Origin of the sequence: Streptomyces sp. NPDC001604 (assembly GCF_042893475.1) — a bacterium.
In the GTDB taxonomy this organism is placed as follows: Bacteria; Actinomycetota; Actinomycetes; order Streptomycetales; family Streptomycetaceae; genus Streptomyces.
This window is the reverse complement of the sequence record NZ_JBIAUY010000006.1, coordinates 307,885-324,761: the sequence shown is the minus strand read 5'-3', so window position 1 is coordinate 324,761 and position 16,877 is coordinate 307,885. Positions and strand designations below refer to the sequence as shown.

Sequence of the window (16,877 nt, the reverse complement as noted above, 5' to 3'; positions counted from 1 at the left end):
TCGCCCGTCAGTTCTTGCTCAGGATCAGCCGGTCGTTGCCGTGGCGTGCCAGGAGCCCTGTCTCCTTGCGGAACGTACCGAGCCGGACGAGCGTCGGCGCTTCGTATGCCTTCTTCATGACTTCTCCTCACTGCGGGTGGAGTCCCACTCCCCGGGTGGGCAGCGGGCGCAGCACCAGCTAGCTGCGGAACGTGAGGAAGGGGCAAGGCGCAGCGTGAAAGTATGACGGTACGAAAAAGCAGATGCCTCTGGTCTGTCGTCGGCGCACGTGCCGGGTGCGAGGGCGTGCGGCTGTTGGCGATCTGCCGTACGCGCGCGCGAAGAATCGTTCCCATCTGTGCCTCGCTCCGACCGGCGCATACCGCGCACAGAAGCCGGAAAGAGAGCCGCCGGAGCGCGTGGCCGGCAGTCGGCACGCACCATGTCCGGCGTCGGCGGGGCCGGTGGGCGGCTCCCCCAAAGAGGTGGGCGGCTCCCTCAAAGAGCTTCCCGCGCGGTGAGGATCCGCGGTCCGGAGTCCGTGATCGCCACCGTGTGCTCCACGTGGGCCGCGCGTGACCCGTCGTTCGTGCGCAGGGTCCAGCCGTCCGGCGCCGCGTGGTAGTCGTCCCGGCCGCCCGCGATGAGCATCGGCTCGATGGCGAGGGCCATGCCGTGTCGCAGGGGCAGGCCACGCCTCGGGCGGCCCTCGTTCGGGACCCCGGGGTCCTCGTGCATACGGCGCCCGATGCCATGGCCGCCGAAACCGTCAGGGATGCCGTAGCCCGCCGCACGGCACACCGAGCCGATCGCGTGCGCGATGTCGCCGATGCGGTTGCCGACCACCGCCGCCTCGATGGCCGCCGCCAGTGCCCGCTCCGCCGTCTCGATCAGCCTCACGTCCGCCGGGCGCGGCTCGCCGACCACGAAACTGGTCGCCGAGTCGCCGACCCAGCCGCCGAGTTCGGCGCCGCAGTCGATGGAGACCAGGTCGCCGTCGCGCAGCCGGTAGCCGGTGGGGATGCCGTGCACGATCGCGTCGTTCACCGAGGCGCAGATGACGGCCGGGAAGGGGACCGGGGCGAAGGAGGGACGGTATCCGAGGAAGGGCGAGGACGCCCCCGCCCCGCGCAGCACCCCGCGGGCCACCTCGTCCAGCTCCAGCAGGGAAACGCCCACGTCGGCTGCGTTTCGTACGGCCGTCAGGGCGCGCCCGACCACCTGCCCCGCCTCGTACATGGCGTCGATCGATGTGTCTGTCTTCAGCTCCACCATGCCAATTACTATACCGGTATTAGAATGACGGCATGGTGCGCACCCCTCTCACCCCCGAAGAACGCGAACGCGGCGAGCGGCTCGGGCGGCTGCTCCGCGAGGCCCGTGGCGGGCGGAGCATGACGGACGTCGCGGCGGACGCCGGGATCTCCGCGGAGACCCTGCGGAAGATCGAGACGGGCCGGGCCCCGACACCGGCCTTCTTCACGGTCGCCGCGCTGGCCCGTGCCCTCGGCCTCTCGATGGACGAACTCGCGGGGGCCTGCGCGCCGCTCGCGGTGTGAGTACGTCAAGAGGTACCCCCGCGCACGTCACGTTCCGGCATGCGAGGCGTACTCTGCGTCCCGTCGGAAAACTTCTCGTAGCGCTCCCGTAACACGGCTCGTGTTGTCTAACGGACCGGAGTGCTCCGGTCTGGCGGGAGTTGGGCGATGGCTGTGGATCAACTCCCGGGCCGGGTGCGGGAGTTCGTGAACTACCTGAACGGCCTGCTGGCACGGCTGGATCAGGGCGGCGGCTGGTGCGCCGTCTTCTGGCAGCGCGACCCCGACGGGATGCGGGCCTGTCTCGAAGGGCGTGAAGTGCCGCCCTGGGACGTGGTGGAAGCGCTTCTGCACGACCTCGCCGCGGAGTACGGTCCGGCTGCCGCCGCCCAGGAGAAGGAGCGGGCCCGCGGGCTGCACACCGCCGCGCTCGCGGCGCACGACGCCCGGCCCGGCGGCCGGGACGCGCTCGGTGACCGGCTCGACGTCATGCTCCGCGAGCAGCGCTACGCCGCCGAACGCCAGGCGGAACTGGGCCGCAGGCTCGCCTCCGCCGCCACCCGGGAGGAGGCCGACGCCCTCCGTCTCGACCTGGCCTGGGCCCGCGACGACCACGAACGGGCCACCGCCCGCTGCGCCGAACTCCGGGCCCGGATGGCCGACTTGGACAGCCGCACGGCAGACGGCAGGGCGGCGGCGATCCGCCGGGCCCGCATCGCGGAAGGCGCGGTCTACCGCATCGACAGGGAGTTCACCCCGGACGAGCCACCCCCCACGGACGGCGACGAGGCCCGCAGTCAGGCCTTCCCGCGCCAGCGCGGCGCGTACGACGCCGGTCCCGCAGACGCACCACGGGAGCGGTTCGGGTCGGGCGCCCCGGGTGGCACACAGCCGACGGACTCGCACGGCGGTGGCCCTGCGTGGGTCCGGAGCGGCCCGTACGACCGCGGAGTCGCAGAGGGGCAGCAGGGCGGCCCCTACGAGGCCGCCACCTCCGGTGCGGCGCCGGCGTACGACTCGTACGGCCCTGCAGGGCCGGGGCAAGGCTCGGCGGGGGCGCGCCCGGGTGCCGTGGACCAACAGTCCGCTGCCCGCGGGACGGCACAGCCCCGTGGCCCGTTCGAGACGGCGCCTCCTGTCGCGTACGAGCCCCAGCAGCACGCTGCCCCCTCCGGCGCGGAGCAGCCCGCCCCTGAGCCCCCCGCCCCCAAACAGCGGAAGCGCCGTCGAGGCAGTGCCCGGTTTGCCGGGATGGTCGAGGAGGAGGCCGCCCCCGTCGCCGTACCGCCGACCGCCGCGCCCGTCCTGCCCGCTCCCAAGGCCACCGGCCGTACCCCGCGGGGAGCGCGGTTCGCCGGGGCCGCCGAGGTGGCGGAGAGGCCGCAGCAGCCGCAGGCCGAGCCCTTGGACACGGCGGGGCCGCGGGAGGTCGCCGGGGCCGTCGAGCGGCTGGTGCGGTTGCGTCAGGAGGGCCGCAGCGGCGAGGCGCACGCCCTGCTCGTCGACGCCGCGCACTGGCCCGCCGCCCGCTTCCCGCTGCTCGCCGCGGAACTGCAGCGCGCCGGGCTCGGCGCCGACTGGGCGACCCTGCTGTGGGAGGCTGCCTCGCTGCCCGCCGACCGGCTCGTGGCCGCCGCGGACGCCCTGGTGGCGGCCGGGCGCGGCGACGACGGCGAGCAGATCCTGCGGCAGGGCGTCGCCCGGCCCGCCACCGAGATCGGCCAGGCCGTACTGGCACTGTCCGGCGAGGGACGCGATCGCGAGGTGCGCGCGCTGCTCGACGCATACGTCCGCGTCCGCACCCCCGAGGAGGCGGCCCGCAGCGCCGAGGCCGACCCGGGGACCCTCGTACCGCTCCTGCTGGAGGCCGCGCAGGGCGTCTCCGAAGAGCGACACTGGGATCTGGTGCACGCTCTCCGGGTCGCCGGCTTCACCGCCTGACACAACCCCACCACCCCCCCCACCGGCCCCTTCGCTCCTCCACAGGAGTGCGAAACGTGATCGACTCCGCGGGTTAACGGCGATGGTCTTGGCAAGGCTCTCCCGGAGGCTTACGTTCATCCCTCTACGTCCTGTTCTACGGGCGTAGAGGCTCTGACGACCCGCCGAAGGAGCAGCTCATGGCCAACGTCGTTCGTGCCGCTCTGGTCCAGGCCACCTGGACCGGCGACACCGAGTCCATGGTGGCGAAACACGAGGAGCACGCCCGCGAGGCGGCCCGACAGGGTGCGAAGATCATCGGTTTCCAGGAGGTCTTCAACGCTCCCTACTTCTGCCAGGTCCAGGAACCCGAGCACTACCGCTGGGCCGAGCCGGTGCCCGAGGGGCCGACCGTGAGTCGTATGCAGGACCTCGCCCGCGAAACGGGCATGGTGATCGTCGTGCCGGTCTTCGAGGTCGAGCAGTCCGGCTTCTACTACAACACCGCCGCCGTGATCGACGCCGACGGCACCTTCCTCGGCAAGTACCGCAAGCACCACATCCCGCAGGTCAAGGGCTTCTGGGAGAAGTACTACTTCAAGCCCGGCAATGTGGGGTGGCCGGTCTTCGACACCGCCGTCGGGAAGGTGGGCGTCTACATCTGCTACGACCGCCACTTCCCCGAGGGCTGGCGTCAACTCGGGCTGAACGGCGCCCAGTTGGTCTACAACCCCTCCGCCACCCACCGCGGTCTCTCGTCCTATCTCTGGCGGCTGGAACAGCCGGCGGCAGCCGTCGCCAACGAGTACTTCGTCGCCGCGATCAACCGGGTCGGCGTCGAGGAGTACGGCGACAACGACTTCTACGGGACCTCGTACTTCGTCGACCCGCGCGGCCAGTTCGTCGGCGACACCGCGAGCGACAAGACCGAGGAACTCCTCGTCCGCGACCTCGACTTCGACCTGATCGAGGAAGTGCGGCAGCAGTGGGCGTTCTACCGTGACCGACGACCCGACGCCTACGAAGGACTGGTGCAGCCGTGACCGACCTCTACGCCCGCCACAAGTCGGTACTGCCCGACTGGCTCGCCCTCTACTACGAGGACCCCCTGGAGATCACGCACGGCGAGGGCCGCCATGTCTGGGACTCCGACGGCAACAGGTACCTCGACTTCTTCGGCGGCATCCTCACCACGATGACCGCGCACGCGCTGCCCGAGGTCACCAAGGCGGTCAGCGAGCAGGCCGGGCGGATCCTCCACTCGTCCACGCTCTACCTCAACCGCCCGATGGTCGAACTCGCCGAGCGCATCGCCCAGTTGAGCGGCATCCCGGACGCCCGGGTCTTCTTCACCACCTCCGGCACCGAGGCCAACGACACCGCCCTGCTGCTCGCCACCACCTACCGGCGCAGCAACACGATCCTGGCGATGCGCAACAGCTACCACGGCCGCTCCTTCAGCGCGGTCGGCATCACCGGCAACCGCGGCTGGTCCCCGACCTCGCTGTCGCCGCTGCAGACCCTGTACGTCCACGGGGGTGTGCGGACGCGCGGCCCCTACGCCTCCCTCAGCGACGACGACTTCATCGCGGCCTGCGTCGACGACCTGAAGGACCTGCTCGGCCACACCCGCCCGCCCGCCGCGCTGATCGCCGAGCCCATCCAGGGCGTCGGCGGCTTCACCTCCGGGCCGGACGGCCTGTACGCGGCCTTCCGTGACGTCCTCGCCGAGCGCGGCATCCTGTGGATCGCCGACGAGGTGCAGACCGGCTGGGGCCGCACCGGCGACCACTTCTGGGGCTGGCAGGCACACGGGCAGAGCGGGCCGCCGGACATCCTCACCTTCGCCAAGGGCATCGGCAACGGCAGCTCCATCGGCGGTGTCGTCGCCCGCGCCGAGATCATGAACTGCCTGGACGCCAACAGCATCTCCACGTTCGGCGGCACCCAGATCACCATGGCCGCGGGCCTCGCCAACCTCACCTACCTGCTGGAACACGATCTGCAGGGCAACGCCCGGCGCGTCGGCGGGCTGCTCATCGAGCGGCTGCGGGCCGTCGCGGCGCAGGTCCCGCACGTACGGGAGGTGCGCGGCCGCGGCCTGATGCTCGGTGTCGAGCTGGTGAAACCGGGCACCGACGAGGCCGACCCGGACGCCGCGGCCGCGGTGCTCGAGGCGACCCGCGCGGACGGGCTGCTCATCGGCAAGGGCGGCGGCCACAACACCAGTGCGCTGCGCATCGCCCCGCCGCTGTCCCTGACGGTCGCGGAGGCGGAGGAGGGCGCCGCGATCCTCGAACGCGCTCTGAGGAGCCTCACGCAGTAGTGGACTGAGCAAGGGAAGACCGCCATGACCACCTTCGGGATCCCCGAACCCGCCCTGTCGGTGCGCCAGGTGCTGACCCTGGAACGGGTCCTCGCAGGGGAGCCCGAGGTGGTGGCCGGTGCGGCCCAGCTCGACCGGCCGGTGCGCTGGGTGCATGTCGCCGAGGCGCCCGACGTGGGGGTGATGCTCAGCGGCGGCGAGATGGTGCTCACCACGGGGGTGCTGCTGGCCGGCGACGAGGAGAAGCAGGCGGAGTACATCCAGTCCCTGCACCGCGCGGAGGCCGCGGCCGTCGTGCTCGGCCTGGGGCGGGCCTTCCCCTCCCCGCCGGACGTGATGCGCCGGGCCGCCGAGCGGTGCGGGCTGCCGATGGTCGTCCTGCACCGCCCCTTCCCCTTCGCGGAGCTGACGGAGGAGGTGCAGGCCCGGCTGGTGCGGCGGAAGTTCGCCGCCGTGAGCCTCTCGGAGTCCGTCCGCACGGCGCTCACCGGGCTCATCACCGCGGGCGCCCCGTTGCAACGGCTCCTCGACGAGATCGCCCAGCACAGCGCCTGCCCGGTCGTCGTCACCAATCTCGCCCACCGCGTCCTCGCCACCGCGGGGGAGCGGTCGGCGGTGGACGACGTGCTGCGCGACTGGGAGCGCATCGCCCGGCAGGCCGGCGGCAGCGAGGGCGACGGCTGGATCCGCGCCGAACTCGGCGGGCGCGGCGAACGCTGGGGACAGATCATGCTGTGCGGCTACCGGGGCGACACCGCCACCGGACGCCTGCTCGCCGACCGGGCCGCCGAGTCCCTCGTCCTGCACCGCATGCTCGGCGGCAACTCTGCCCACACCTGGGAGGAGCAGTCCGCGCAGAGCCTGCTCACCGACCTGGTCAGCGGGGTCGTACCGGCGAGGCAACTGCTGCCACGCGCGCGTGCCGCAGGCCTGCCGGTCAACCGGCGCACCTTCGTGCCCCTGGTCGTGCGGGACGGCGAACCGGCCCAACTCGACCGGGTCCTGCGGATGCTGGGGCTGCCCGGTCTCGTCGCCGAGCTGGCCGACGCGGCCACCGCGGTCCTGCTCAGCCTCGCACGCGACCAGGACGCCGAGGCGCTCACCGTGCACTTCGCGGCAAGGCTGCGTACGGAATCGGGATCCACGAAAGCCGTGGTGGCCGCCGCCGATCCGCGCACCGTCTGGGACGACGTGCCCGCCGGGCTGCGCGAGGCCCAGCATGTCGCCGACGCCGTCGCCGACTCCTCGGCCGCCCTCGACCTCCCGGCCGTCGTACGCCTCAGGGACGTACACCTGCGAGGTCTGATCCGGCTGCTGCGGGACGATCCGCATGTGCAGTCGTTCGCGGAACGGGAGCTGGACGGGCTGCTGTGCTCGGCCGACGAGGACCTGCTGTCCGTGCTGCGCACCTATCTCGCCACCGGCCGCAACAAGTCCCGCACCGCCCAGCTCCACCATGTCTCCCGGCCCGCGCTGTACCGCCGGCTGGAGGCCATACAGGGCCGCCTCGGCGTGGACCTCGACGACTTCGAACAGGCCGCCTCGGTGCACATCGCGCTCCTCGCGCACGACGCGCAACAGGGCTGAAACATGCCACGACCTGGGAAAACGGCGGTGAAACATGGGCTTGGAAGAGGGTGACACCGTGGCACGCGCAAGGCCCGCAGACGTGACAGCGTGCAACTCAAAGCCGGTTTTCGGACTTCCTAGTCTTCTCGCACACCGAGCGACCGGAGGTCCCGATGAGCAGAGTGATTCGTGCCGCCCTCTTCCAGACCGCGTGGACGGGCGACAAGGAGTCGATGATCCAGGTACACGAGCAGGCGGCCCGGGACGCGGCCGCGCAGGGTGCTCAGGTCCTGTGCTTCCAGGAGCTGTTCTACGGGCCCTACTTCTGCCAGGTCCAGGACAAGGCGTTCTACGAGTACGCGGAGGCGATCCCGGACGGCCCGATCGTCAAGCGCTTCCAGGCGCTCGCCAAGGAACTGGGCATCGTCCTGATCCTGCCGATGTACGAGGAGGAGCAGCCCGGCGTCCTCTACAACACGGCCGCGGTGATCGACGCGGACGGCTCGTACCTCGGCAAGTACCGCAAGCACCACATCCCCCAGGTCCCGGGGTTCTGGGAGAAGTTCTACTTCCGCCCCGGCAATCTCGGCTGGCCCGTCTTCGACACCAAGGTCGGGAAGATCGGCGTCTACATCTGCTACGACCGCCACTTCCCGGAGGGCTGGCGGGCGTTGGGCCTGGCCGGTGCGGAGATCGTCTTCAACCCGTCGGCCACCTCGCGCGGACTGTCCGCCTACCTCTGGCAGCTGGAGCAGCCGGCGGCGGCCGTCGCCAACGAGTACTTCGTCGGCGCGATCAACCGGGTCGGTGTCGAGGAGCTGGGCGACAACGACTTCTACGGGACGACGTACTTCGTCGACCCGGAGGCCCAGTTCGTGGGCGAGGTGGCGAGCGACAAGGAGACCGAACTGGTCGTGCGCGACCTGGACCTGGCCAAGCTCCGCGAGGTCCGCGACCGCTGGCAGTTCTTCCGCGACCGCCGTCCCGACGCGTACGCACCGCTGACCGCTCCCTGACCGACGCCGTGAGCCTCCGCGGGCCCGGTGTACGGGGATCGGGCCTGCGGGGCACAGGGGGATTTCAGCACCGTCCGTCATAAGGAGAGGGAGAATGAGCAGCCGTACCGTCATCCGTGGTGGCCTCGTCATCACGGCGTCCGACGAACTCCATGCCGACGTCCTGATCGAGGACGGCCGCATCGCCGCCCTCGCCGCGTCCAGCACCCCGGCCGCCGAGGCCTGGACCGCCGAGCGGACCATAGACGCCACGGGGAAGTACGTCATCCCGGGCGGCGTCGACGCCCACACCCACATGGAGCTGCCGTTCGGCGGCACCTTCGCCTCCGACACCTTCGAGACCGGCACCCGGGCGGCCGCCTGGGGCGGTACGACCACGATCGTCGACTTCGCCGTGCAGAGCGTAGGCCACTCCCTGCGTGAGGGCCTCGACGCCTGGCACGCCAAGGCGGAGGGCAACTGCGCGATCGACTACGGCTTCCACATGATCGTCTCCGATGTGAACCAGGAGACGCTCAAGGAGATGGACCTCCTCGTCGAGGAAGGCGTCACCTCCTTCAAGCAGTTCATGGCCTACCCCGGCGTCTTCTACTCCGACGACGGCCAGATCCTGCGCGCCATGCAGCGCTCCGCCGAGAACGGCGGCCTGATCATGATGCACGCCGAGAACGGCATCGCCATCGACGTGCTGGTCGAGCAGGCGCTGGCCCGCGGCGAGACCGACCCCCGCTACCACGGCGAGGTCCGCAAGGCCCTGCTGGAGGCCGAGGCCACCCACCGCGCCATCAAGCTCGCCCAGGTCGCGGGCGCCCCGCTCTACGTCGTGCACGTCTCGGCCATGGAGGCAGTGGCCGAGCTGGCGCGCGCGCGTGACGAGGGGCTCCCCGTCTTCGGCGAGACCTGCCCGCAGTACCTGTTCCTGTCCACCGACAACCTGGCCGAGCCGGACTTCGAGGGTTCGAAGTACGTGTGCAGCACGCCGCTCCGCCCCAAGGAGCACCAGGCCAAGCTGTGGCAGGGGCTCAGGACCAACGACCTCCAGGTGGTCTCCACCGACCACTGCCCCTTCTGCTTCGTGGGCCAGAAGGAGCTCGGCCGGGGCGACTTCTCCAAGATCCCCAACGGCCTCCCCGGCGTCGAGAACCGCATGGACCTGCTCCACCAGGCCGTCGTCGAGGGCCATATCTCCCGCCGTCGTTGGATCGAGATCGCCTGCGCCACCCCGGCCCGCATGTTCGGCATGTACCCGAAGAAGGGCACCATCGCGCCCGGCGCCGACGCAGACGTCGTCATCTACGACCCGAACGCCGAGCAGGTCATGTCCGTCGAGACGCACCACATGAACGTCGACTACTCGGCCTACGAGGGCAAGCGCACCACCGGCCGGGTCGAGACGGTCCTCTCGCGCGGCGAACTCGTCATCACCGAGCGGGAGTACACCGGACACGCCGGGCACGGTGTCTACACCCCGCGCTCCACCTGTCAGTACCTCAACTAGGAGTGGCGCACATGGACTTCGGACTCGTCCTGCAGACCGACCCGCCGGCCTCGAAGGTCATCAGCCTGATGAAGCGCGCCGAGCGCAACGGCTTCACCTACGGCTGGACCTTCGACTCGGCGGTGCTGTGGCAGGAACCGTTCGTGATCTACAGTCAGATCCTGTCGAACACCACGAAGTTGAAGATCGGCCCGATGGTGACCAACCCGGGCACCCGCACCTGGGAGGTCACCGCCTCCACCTTCGCCACCCTCAACGACATGTTCGGCAACCGCACCGTCTGCGGCATCGGCCGCGGCGACTCCGCCATGCGCGTCGCGGGCCGCACCCCGAACACCCTCGCCCGGATCAGCGAGGCCATGAAGGTGATCAGGGCGCTCGGCTCCGGCAAGGAGGCCGACCTCGGCGGTACGGTCATCAAGTTCCCCTGGATCAAGGAGGACGCCGAACTCCCCGTCTGGATGGCCGCGTACGGCCCCAAGGCGCTGAAGATGACCGGCGAGGAGGCCGACGGCTTCATCCTTCAGCTCGCCGACCTCTATCTCACCGAGTACATGGTGAAGGCGGTCAAGGACGCGGCGGTCGCGGCGGGCCGGGACCCCGGGGACGTCAAGATCTGCGTCGCCGCCCCCGCCTACGTCACCGAGGACGACTCGCCCGAGGCGCTCGCCCACGCACGCGAGCAGTGCCGCTGGTTCGGCGGGATGGTCGGCAACCACGTCGCCGACCTGGTGTCGAAGTACGGCGAGCACTCCGCGGCCGTACCCGATGAGCTCACCGACTACATCAAGGCCCGCGAGGGGTACGACTACTCCCACCACGGGCGCGCCGACAACCCCGACACCGCCTTCGTGCCCGACGAGATCGTCGACCGGTTCTGCATCATCGGCCCGGTCGAGAAGCACATCGAGAAGCTGAACGCGCTGCGCGAGCTGGGCGTCGACCAGTTCGCCGTCTACGACATGCACGACGCGCAGGAGAGCACGATCGACGCGTACGGCGCCCAGGTCATCCCGGCAGTCAACGCCTGACGCGCACAAGACCCTCGTAGCAACCGCTCAACTCCCCATCCCCCCACTCCAGTTCTCCCCTCCCCGGCCGTCCCCGGGGAGGGGGCCGGAGACCCGCACGGCCTTTCCGGACCCACCCTTCATTGATTGGCCTGCCCATGACCGACACCGCTCCCACGGCCATACCGCCGACAGCCCAAGTCACTCTCGCCGACGGGCGGGTGGAGATCGCCCCCGGGTCCCCGCAGCCCAGCGGCCCGTACGCCAACGAGGACCTGCTCCCGGTCCCGGTCGAGAAGCGCACCTGGACCACGTACAACTTCTCCGCCCTGTGGGTCGGCATGGCCCACAACACGGCCTCCTGGACCCTGGCCTCCGGTCTGATCGCCGTCGGCATGGACTGGAAGCAGGCGGTGCTCACCATCGCCCTGGCCAATGTGATCGTGCTGATCCCGATGCTGCTCACCGGGCATGCGGGACCGAAGTACGGCATCCCCTTCCCGGTCTTCGCCCGCGCCTCCTTCGGCATCCGCGGTGCCAACCTCCCCGCCGTCGTACGGGCGCTGGTGGCGTGCGGCTGGTTCGGCATCCAGACCTGGATCGGCGGTGAGGCGATCTACTTCCTCGCCGGCAAGCTGATCGGCAACGGCTGGTCCGACGCCGGGAAGGTCGGCGGCTACGCCTGGACGATGTGGCTGTCGTTCGCCATCTTCTGGGTCATCCAGGTGGCCATCATCTACCGGGGCATGGAGACGATCCGCCGCTTCGAGAACTGGGCGGCACCCTTCGTCATCGTCGGCGCGCTGGTGATGCTGATCTGGATGAGCAACAAGGCCGGCGGCTTCGGCCCGCTGCTCGACCAGCCCTCCAAGCTGGGCTGGGGCGGCGGCTTCTGGAAGCTGTTCTGGCCTTCCCTCATGGGCATGATCGGCTTCTGGTCCACGCTGTCGCTGAACATCCCGGACTTCACCCGCTACGGGAAGTCGCAGAAGGCGCAGACCTGGGGCCAGGCGCTCGGTCTGCCCACCACCATGACGCTCTTCGCGCTGCTGTCCGTGCTGGTCACCTCCGGCTCGCAGGCCGTGTACGGGCAGGCGGTCTGGGACCCGGTCCAGCTCGCCGCCAAGACGGACAACGTCTTCGGCCTGCTGTACGCGCTGGTGACCGTGCTGGTGGCGACCCTGTCCGTGAACATCGCGGCCAACCTGGTCTCGCCGGCCTTCGACTTCTCCAACATCGCGCCCCGCAAGGTCAGTTTCCGGGCCGGTGCGCTCGCCACCTGCGTCATCGGCGTGCTGATCTTCCCGTGGAAGCTGTACTCCGACCCGCAGGGCTACATCTTCACCTGGCTCGGACTGGTCGGCGGTCTGCTCGGCACGGTCGCCGGCATCCTCATCGCCGACTACTGGATCCTGCGCCGCGGCAGGCTCGACCTCGTCGACCTGTACCGGGCGGGCGGCCGCTACTGGTACGAGGGCGGCTGGAACTGGCGGGCCGTCGTCGCCTTCGTGGCCGGCGGTGTCCTCGCGATCGGCGGCGCCAGCTTCAAGCCGCTGATCGACGGGCGGCCCATTCCGGCGCTGGAACCTCTCGCCGACTACGGCTGGGCGGTCGGCCTCGGCACCTCGATGGTCCTCTACGTGGTGCTGATGCTGCTGCGCGGAAGGGACCGCCTGGAGGCCTGAGCCTTCGCCTTGGGAGGGCAGCCGGTCCTACCGGCTGCCCTTCAGGGCGGTCACCGCGTCCCTCGACGCCTCGATCGCACCCTTGTTGATCTCGTCCGTGCTGGGCGCCTTCTTCGTCTCGAAGTCGCTGCCGTTGTACGTGACGACCACCAGCACGTTGGAGACCTGCGCGAACACCATGCCCTCGCGGGTCTGCTGCTTGTCCTCGGTGGTGAGGTTGACGATGGAATAGGCCTGGTCACCCAGTCCGGGAACGGCACCTCCGCCGCTCTTCTCCGTAATTCGCTGCTTGTAGGCGCTCTGTGCCGCTTCGTCCGATTTCATGACTTCGAAGGAGACGTCGAGCCACCGGTAGTCATAGCCCTTGAGCGCGTTCCAGGAGCAGGTGCGGCGCAGTTTCGCGTCCGTCGACTGGATTTCCTTGCCCGCGGTCTTCGCGCCGGGAACGAGCGCCTTGAGCGTCTTCACGGCCACGCTGCCGCACGGCGCGGGGGAGGCGGCGTACGTCTTGGTCTGCGCGGCCGTGGAGGGGGCGGAGGCCGACTGGTTGCCGGTCTGCGGTGCGTCCTTGTGCTCGGCCGTCGGCGTCGCCGCGGGGCCGGACGTCAGCGCCCAGCCCGCCGCGGCCAGCACGACGACCGGGGACAGACGCGCGGTCAGGGCGAGCGGCAGAGGAAAATCGCGCACGGCACACTTTTCGGTGGGGGACGGTGTGCGGAGGGGGTCCGCACTGCGGACGGGGCGCCAGTCTCACATGAGTCCCTGTGAGACGGAAGTGTCAACTCGCTCCGTGGCCGCGCGGTTACTGTTCAGCCGGCATCGGTGGGCATCCGGCGCGGCCGGCCGGCGGTGACGAGCCGGATGCCTTCATGCCGCACGACCTCGACGTTCTCCCAGCCGTCCAGCACCGCCCGGACGCGGTCGGGGTCGGACCGGGAGCTCACCAACACCAGTCGGCCGCCCGGCATCAGCGCCCGCGCCAGATTGCGGCAGGCCGCAGCAGGGTCCGCGAGGGACAGCACGCCACCCCGGCTGACGATCACGTCGTAGCCGCACGCCGGGAACGGGTGGACCTGCGCGTCCGCCACCTGGTACGAGGCGTTCGCGATCTTCTCCGCGGCCGTCAGCTTCTGGGCCGTGCGCAGCAGCGGCGCCGAGATGTCGACGCCGACCGCGTGACCGCGCGAGGCCAGCCGGGCGGCGATCCGTGTCGTGGCCCCGGTGCCGCAGCCGACGTCGAGGACCCGGTCGGCGGGCTTGACGGCCGCCGCCGCGAACAGCGCAGCGTCGACGCCGTTCCACGTGAGTGACTGCCGAATGCCGGCGATCACGGTCATGACGTCTCCCGGGCGGCGTGCAGACTGAACGAGCTCTCTATGCGGTCCACTGCGGCGAAGGCGCCGTAGGAGACGAGATGGACGAGGCAGTGGTCGGTGTGCTCCGGCCGCCGCCAGGCCGTCACGTCCTCCTCGGTGATGCGATACGGCGCCAGGGCGGCCAGCAGCGCGAGCCGCGCGCCGGGGTGCTCCCGGCGGTCCGGGAGCCCGGCCCACCCGAGGGGCGGGTGCGAGCCGTCCCAGTCCCACAGGGCCTCCCGTACGAAGGCCTGCTCATCGTCGTCGAGGAGGCCCGCTCCGGCCGCGGTCGCCGACCGGAGGGCCGCGTACGCCGGGCCCACCGTCGTGCCGGCCGCCCACGCCGGTCCCGGGGCCGGATCGTCGAGCAGGGCGAGAGCCGCTCCCGGCACTGCCCTGCGGCGCACGGTCCGGGCGAGCGAGCGGCCCGCGAGGCTCCGTACCGCGCGCAGCCGCTGTGCGTGGCCCGGCAGCAACTGGTCGGTCAGCAGGGCCGAGACCATCCGGTTGATGAAGTGGAAGGCGAGCGCGGTGCCGATGTAGGCCGGGGCGTGCTCGTGCGGGAACGGGTACGGCATCAGCCCGGCGCCCGGCACGCGCGTGTGCTGCCCCCAGGCGAGCACGCGCGCGTGCTCCTCGCGCTCCGGCCGCTCGCCCCGGGCCAGCCGTTCCGCGAGGGCGTGGTCGCCGGTGGCGTGCAGCAGGACCGTGTGCGCGTCCACGCAGAACGGGCACTTGTTGGCACGCGACACCCCGTAGGCCGCCAGCTCCTTGCCGGTGCGGCTGCCCGCGCCCGCGATCAGCGACTCACGCATCAACGCCCAGGTGGGGGCGAGGATCTCGGGTGCGGAGGACAGCACCACGAAGGTGGCCGCCCTGTCGATGCCGAAGTCGCGGGCGAGCTGCTCGTACACCTCGGCGACGCGGCCGGTGGCCGCCTTGGGCGGCAGGGGTTCGGTGAATCGGAAGGGTGTGGACATGGCAGCAGCGTGCGCCTCGGGGCGGCCGCGGTCGTCGTACGGCCGAAGGCAGTCCGCACTGCGACTGCGGGCGCGGCGGGCCCCGGCACTACTGCGGGAGGAGTAGCGGGAGAGCCGTCCACAGGTCTGACGCCGTTGTCGGTGGCGCCGTCTACCGTGCGTGCATGGGCGGGCACCCGGTCTCACGCAGGTACCTGGCCGACGTGGCCCTCGCGGTCGCCGTCGGCGCCCTCGTCATGACCACGGCCGCCTTCGACTCGGACACCACCGCCGTCGACTATGCGCTGATCACGGTGAGTTCGGCCGCCCTGGCGTTCCACCGTGCCGCTCCGCGCGCGGTGCTGACCGCGGCGGCGGTGAGCGGCGGTGCATACGTCCTGCACGCCCACCCTGGACCTGTCTCCGCGCTGCCCGTGTTCGCGGCCGCGCTCGGGGCCGTCCGCCTGGGGCACCGCGGGTACGCGGCCGCCACGAGTGGGCTGTTCCTGGCGGCCGACTTCGCGACCGGGCCGACGACCCACGAGGTCGTCGAGCGGACCGCGCTGCTCGCGGGCTGGTTCCTGGCCGCGGTGGTCGCGGGCATGGCGGACCGCAACTGGCAGGCGTATCTGCGCCAGACCGAACAGCGCGCCCTGGAGGCCGAACGCACCCGGGAGGAGGCGGCCCTGCGCCGTGCGGGTGAGGAACGCCTGCGGATAGCCCGCGAGTTGCACGACTCGCTCACCCACAGCATCTCGATCGTCAAGCTCCAGGCGGGAGTCGCGGTACACCTCGCCCGCAAGCGCGGCGAGGAGATACCGCCCGCGCTGCTCGCCATCCAGGACGCGAGCCGCGAGGCCATGCGGGAGCTGCGCGCCACCCTGGAGATCCTGCGCACCGACGAGCCGACCGGGACGCCTGCGCTGCTGGTGGAGCGGGCCTGCGCGGCCGGCCTCGCGGTGGAACTGACGGTGACCGGTGCGGAACGGCCCCTGGCGGCGACGGTCGACCGTGCGGTGTACCGCATCGTCCAGGAGGCCCTGACCAACGCGGCCCGGCACGCGTCAGCGGCCAAGATCGGCGTCCAACTCGTGTACGGAGACGACGACTTGACGATACGAGTGGAGGACGACGGCACGGCCGACCCGGACCGTCCGCCCGCGCCCGGAGTGGGGCTCACGGGCATGCGTGAGAGGGTGACGGCGCTCGGCGGGACCCTGCACACAGGGCCGCGCGCGGAGGGCGGCTTCGAGGTGCGGGCCCGGCTGCCGCTGGGGGAGACGGGATGATCCGGATCGCCCTCGTCGACGACCAGGCGCTCATGCGCGCCGGGTTCCGGGCGCTGCTGGAGGCCGAGGACGGCCTGGAGGTGGTCGGCGAGGCGGCGGACGGCGAACAGGGCCTGGCGCTGGTGCGCGCGCAGGTGCCGGACGTCGCGCTGATCGACGTACAGATGCCGGTGATGACGGGCATCGAGGCGACCCGGCGGATCGCCGCCGATCCCGCCCTTTCGGCCGTGCGCGTCGTGATCCTCACCAACTACGGCCTCGACGAGTATGTCTTCGAGGCACTGCGGGCGGGCGCCAGCGGCTTCCTCCTCAAGGACACCGAACCGGCCGCCCTGCTCCAGGCCATCGAGGTCGTGGCCCATGGCGAGGCCCTGCTCTCCCCGTCGGTCACCCGCACCCTGATCGGCGAGTTCGTCTCCCGCCCACCGGACCGGTCGACGGCCCCCGGGCTGGACTGTCTCACCCGCCGCGAACGCGAGGTGACGGCCCTGGCGGCGCGGGGCCTGTCGAACGAGGAGATCGCCGCCCACATGGTCATCAGCCCCCTCACGGCGAAGACCCACATCAGCCGTGCGATGACGAAACTGGGCGCACGGGACCGGGCGCAGTTGGTGGTGTTCGCGTATGAGTCGGGGCTCGTGGCGCCGCGGGGTGGGGATCACCGGTTCGAGTGATCGCCGTACAGGATCGCCATGAGAGTGTGACGGATTGCGGTAGACCGGGGAAGGTGGTC

The 16,877-nt window shown here is 71.0% G+C and carries 16 protein-coding genes; 11 read left to right on the top strand and 5 right to left on the bottom strand.

All coding sequences use genetic code 11. The features are described 5' to 3' along the window. Positions 1 to 7: 7 nt before the first annotated feature. On the bottom strand, positions 8 to 118 hold the full coding sequence (locus ACFY1E_RS19900) for a keywimysin-related RiPP (RefSeq protein ID WP_107416017.1): 111 nt from the start codon (positions 116 to 118) through the stop codon (positions 8 to 10). A 359-nt stretch (positions 119 to 477) separates the two neighbouring features. After that, positions 478 to 1,254 (bottom strand): type I methionyl aminopeptidase, encoded by a 777-nt coding sequence (gene map, locus ACFY1E_RS19895; protein ID WP_389077537.1) that lies wholly within the window; start codon positions 1,252 to 1,254, stop codon positions 478 to 480. Positions 1,255 to 1,286: 32 nt separating this feature from the next. Between map and ACFY1E_RS19890 the strand changes: the two genes are divergently transcribed. The 9 genes from ACFY1E_RS19890 to ACFY1E_RS19850 all read left to right on the top strand — a co-directional run bounded on the left by ACFY1E_RS19890 (position 1,287) and on the right by ACFY1E_RS19850 (position 12,541). Continuing rightward, a complete protein-coding gene (locus ACFY1E_RS19890; RefSeq protein ID WP_344397973.1) occupies positions 1,287 to 1,538 on the top strand; it encodes a helix-turn-helix transcriptional regulator in 252 nt (83 codons plus the stop codon). Between the two features lie 147 nt (positions 1,539 to 1,685). Further along, positions 1,686 to 3,458 carry a hypothetical protein gene (locus ACFY1E_RS19885; RefSeq protein ID WP_389077535.1) on the top strand — a complete coding sequence of 591 codons (1,773 nt, stop codon included), beginning with the start codon at positions 1,686 to 1,688 and terminating at the stop codon, positions 3,456 to 3,458. 179 nt (positions 3,459 to 3,637) lie between these two features. Further along, complete coding sequence (locus ACFY1E_RS19880) at positions 3,638 to 4,480, top strand: nitrilase-related carbon-nitrogen hydrolase (RefSeq protein WP_389077532.1); 843 nt, start codon at positions 3,638 to 3,640, stop codon at positions 4,478 to 4,480. Further along, the gene (locus tag ACFY1E_RS19875; RefSeq protein WP_389077531.1) at positions 4,477 to 5,763 is read left to right on the top strand and encodes an aspartate aminotransferase family protein; all 1,287 of its coding nucleotides are present in this window, start codon (positions 4,477 to 4,479) and stop codon (positions 5,761 to 5,763) included. The genes ACFY1E_RS19880 and ACFY1E_RS19875 overlap by 4 nt, the downstream gene beginning before the upstream one ends. Positions 5,764 to 5,787: 24 nt before the next feature. Next, positions 5,788 to 7,350 carry a PucR family transcriptional regulator gene (locus tag ACFY1E_RS19870; RefSeq protein WP_389077528.1) on the top strand — a complete coding sequence of 521 codons (1,563 nt, stop codon included), beginning with the start codon at positions 5,788 to 5,790 and terminating at the stop codon, positions 7,348 to 7,350. Between the two features lie 155 nt (positions 7,351 to 7,505). Further along, positions 7,506 to 8,348: a nitrilase-related carbon-nitrogen hydrolase gene (locus ACFY1E_RS19865; protein ID WP_344397978.1), complete on the top strand. Its 843-nt coding sequence runs from the start codon at positions 7,506 to 7,508 to the stop codon at positions 8,346 to 8,348. A 94-nt stretch (positions 8,349 to 8,442) separates the two neighbouring features. Then, positions 8,443 to 9,846, top strand: a complete 1,404-nt coding sequence (gene hydA, locus ACFY1E_RS19860; RefSeq protein ID WP_389077525.1) for a dihydropyrimidinase — start codon at positions 8,443 to 8,445, stop codon at positions 9,844 to 9,846. 11 nt (positions 9,847 to 9,857) lie between these two features. Next, complete coding sequence (locus ACFY1E_RS19855) at positions 9,858 to 10,877, top strand: TIGR03842 family LLM class F420-dependent oxidoreductase (protein ID WP_389077523.1); 1,020 nt, start codon at positions 9,858 to 9,860, stop codon at positions 10,875 to 10,877. A gap of 137 nt (positions 10,878 to 11,014) precedes the next feature. Further along, a complete protein-coding gene (locus ACFY1E_RS19850) occupies positions 11,015 to 12,541 on the top strand; it encodes an NCS1 family nucleobase:cation symporter-1 (protein ID WP_389077521.1) in 1,527 nt (508 codons plus the stop codon). A 27-nt stretch (positions 12,542 to 12,568) separates the two neighbouring features. On the opposite strand, the gene ACFY1E_RS19845 is transcribed toward ACFY1E_RS19850, so the two are convergent. The 3 genes from ACFY1E_RS19845 to ACFY1E_RS19835 form a co-directional block, all read right to left on the bottom strand. Further along, positions 12,569 to 13,228, bottom strand: coding sequence for a hypothetical protein (locus tag ACFY1E_RS19845; protein WP_389077519.1), 660 nt, complete (start codon positions 13,226 to 13,228; stop codon positions 12,569 to 12,571). A 122-nt stretch (positions 13,229 to 13,350) separates the two neighbouring features. Beyond that, positions 13,351 to 13,878 carry a class I SAM-dependent methyltransferase gene (locus ACFY1E_RS19840; RefSeq protein ID WP_389077516.1) on the bottom strand — a complete coding sequence of 176 codons (528 nt, stop codon included), beginning with the start codon at positions 13,876 to 13,878 and terminating at the stop codon, positions 13,351 to 13,353. Further along, positions 13,875 to 14,876: a carboxymuconolactone decarboxylase family protein gene (locus tag ACFY1E_RS19835; RefSeq protein ID WP_389077514.1), complete on the bottom strand. Its 1,002-nt coding sequence runs from the start codon at positions 14,874 to 14,876 to the stop codon at positions 13,875 to 13,877. The genes ACFY1E_RS19840 and ACFY1E_RS19835 overlap by 4 nt, the downstream gene beginning before the upstream one ends. Before the next feature lie 164 nt (positions 14,877 to 15,040). On the opposite strand from ACFY1E_RS19835, the gene ACFY1E_RS19830 reads away from it, so the two are divergent. Together ACFY1E_RS19830 and ACFY1E_RS19825 are read left to right on the top strand one after the other, a co-directional pair. Next, the gene (locus tag ACFY1E_RS19830) at positions 15,041 to 16,144 is read left to right on the top strand and encodes a sensor histidine kinase (protein ID WP_389077513.1); all 1,104 of its coding nucleotides are present in this window, start codon (positions 15,041 to 15,043) and stop codon (positions 16,142 to 16,144) included. Further along, a complete protein-coding gene (locus tag ACFY1E_RS19825) occupies positions 16,141 to 16,818 on the top strand; it encodes a response regulator (protein WP_389077511.1) in 678 nt (225 codons plus the stop codon). Before ACFY1E_RS19830 ends, ACFY1E_RS19825 begins: the two co-directional genes overlap by 4 nt. The last annotated feature ends 59 nt before the right edge of the window (positions 16,819 to 16,877 follow it).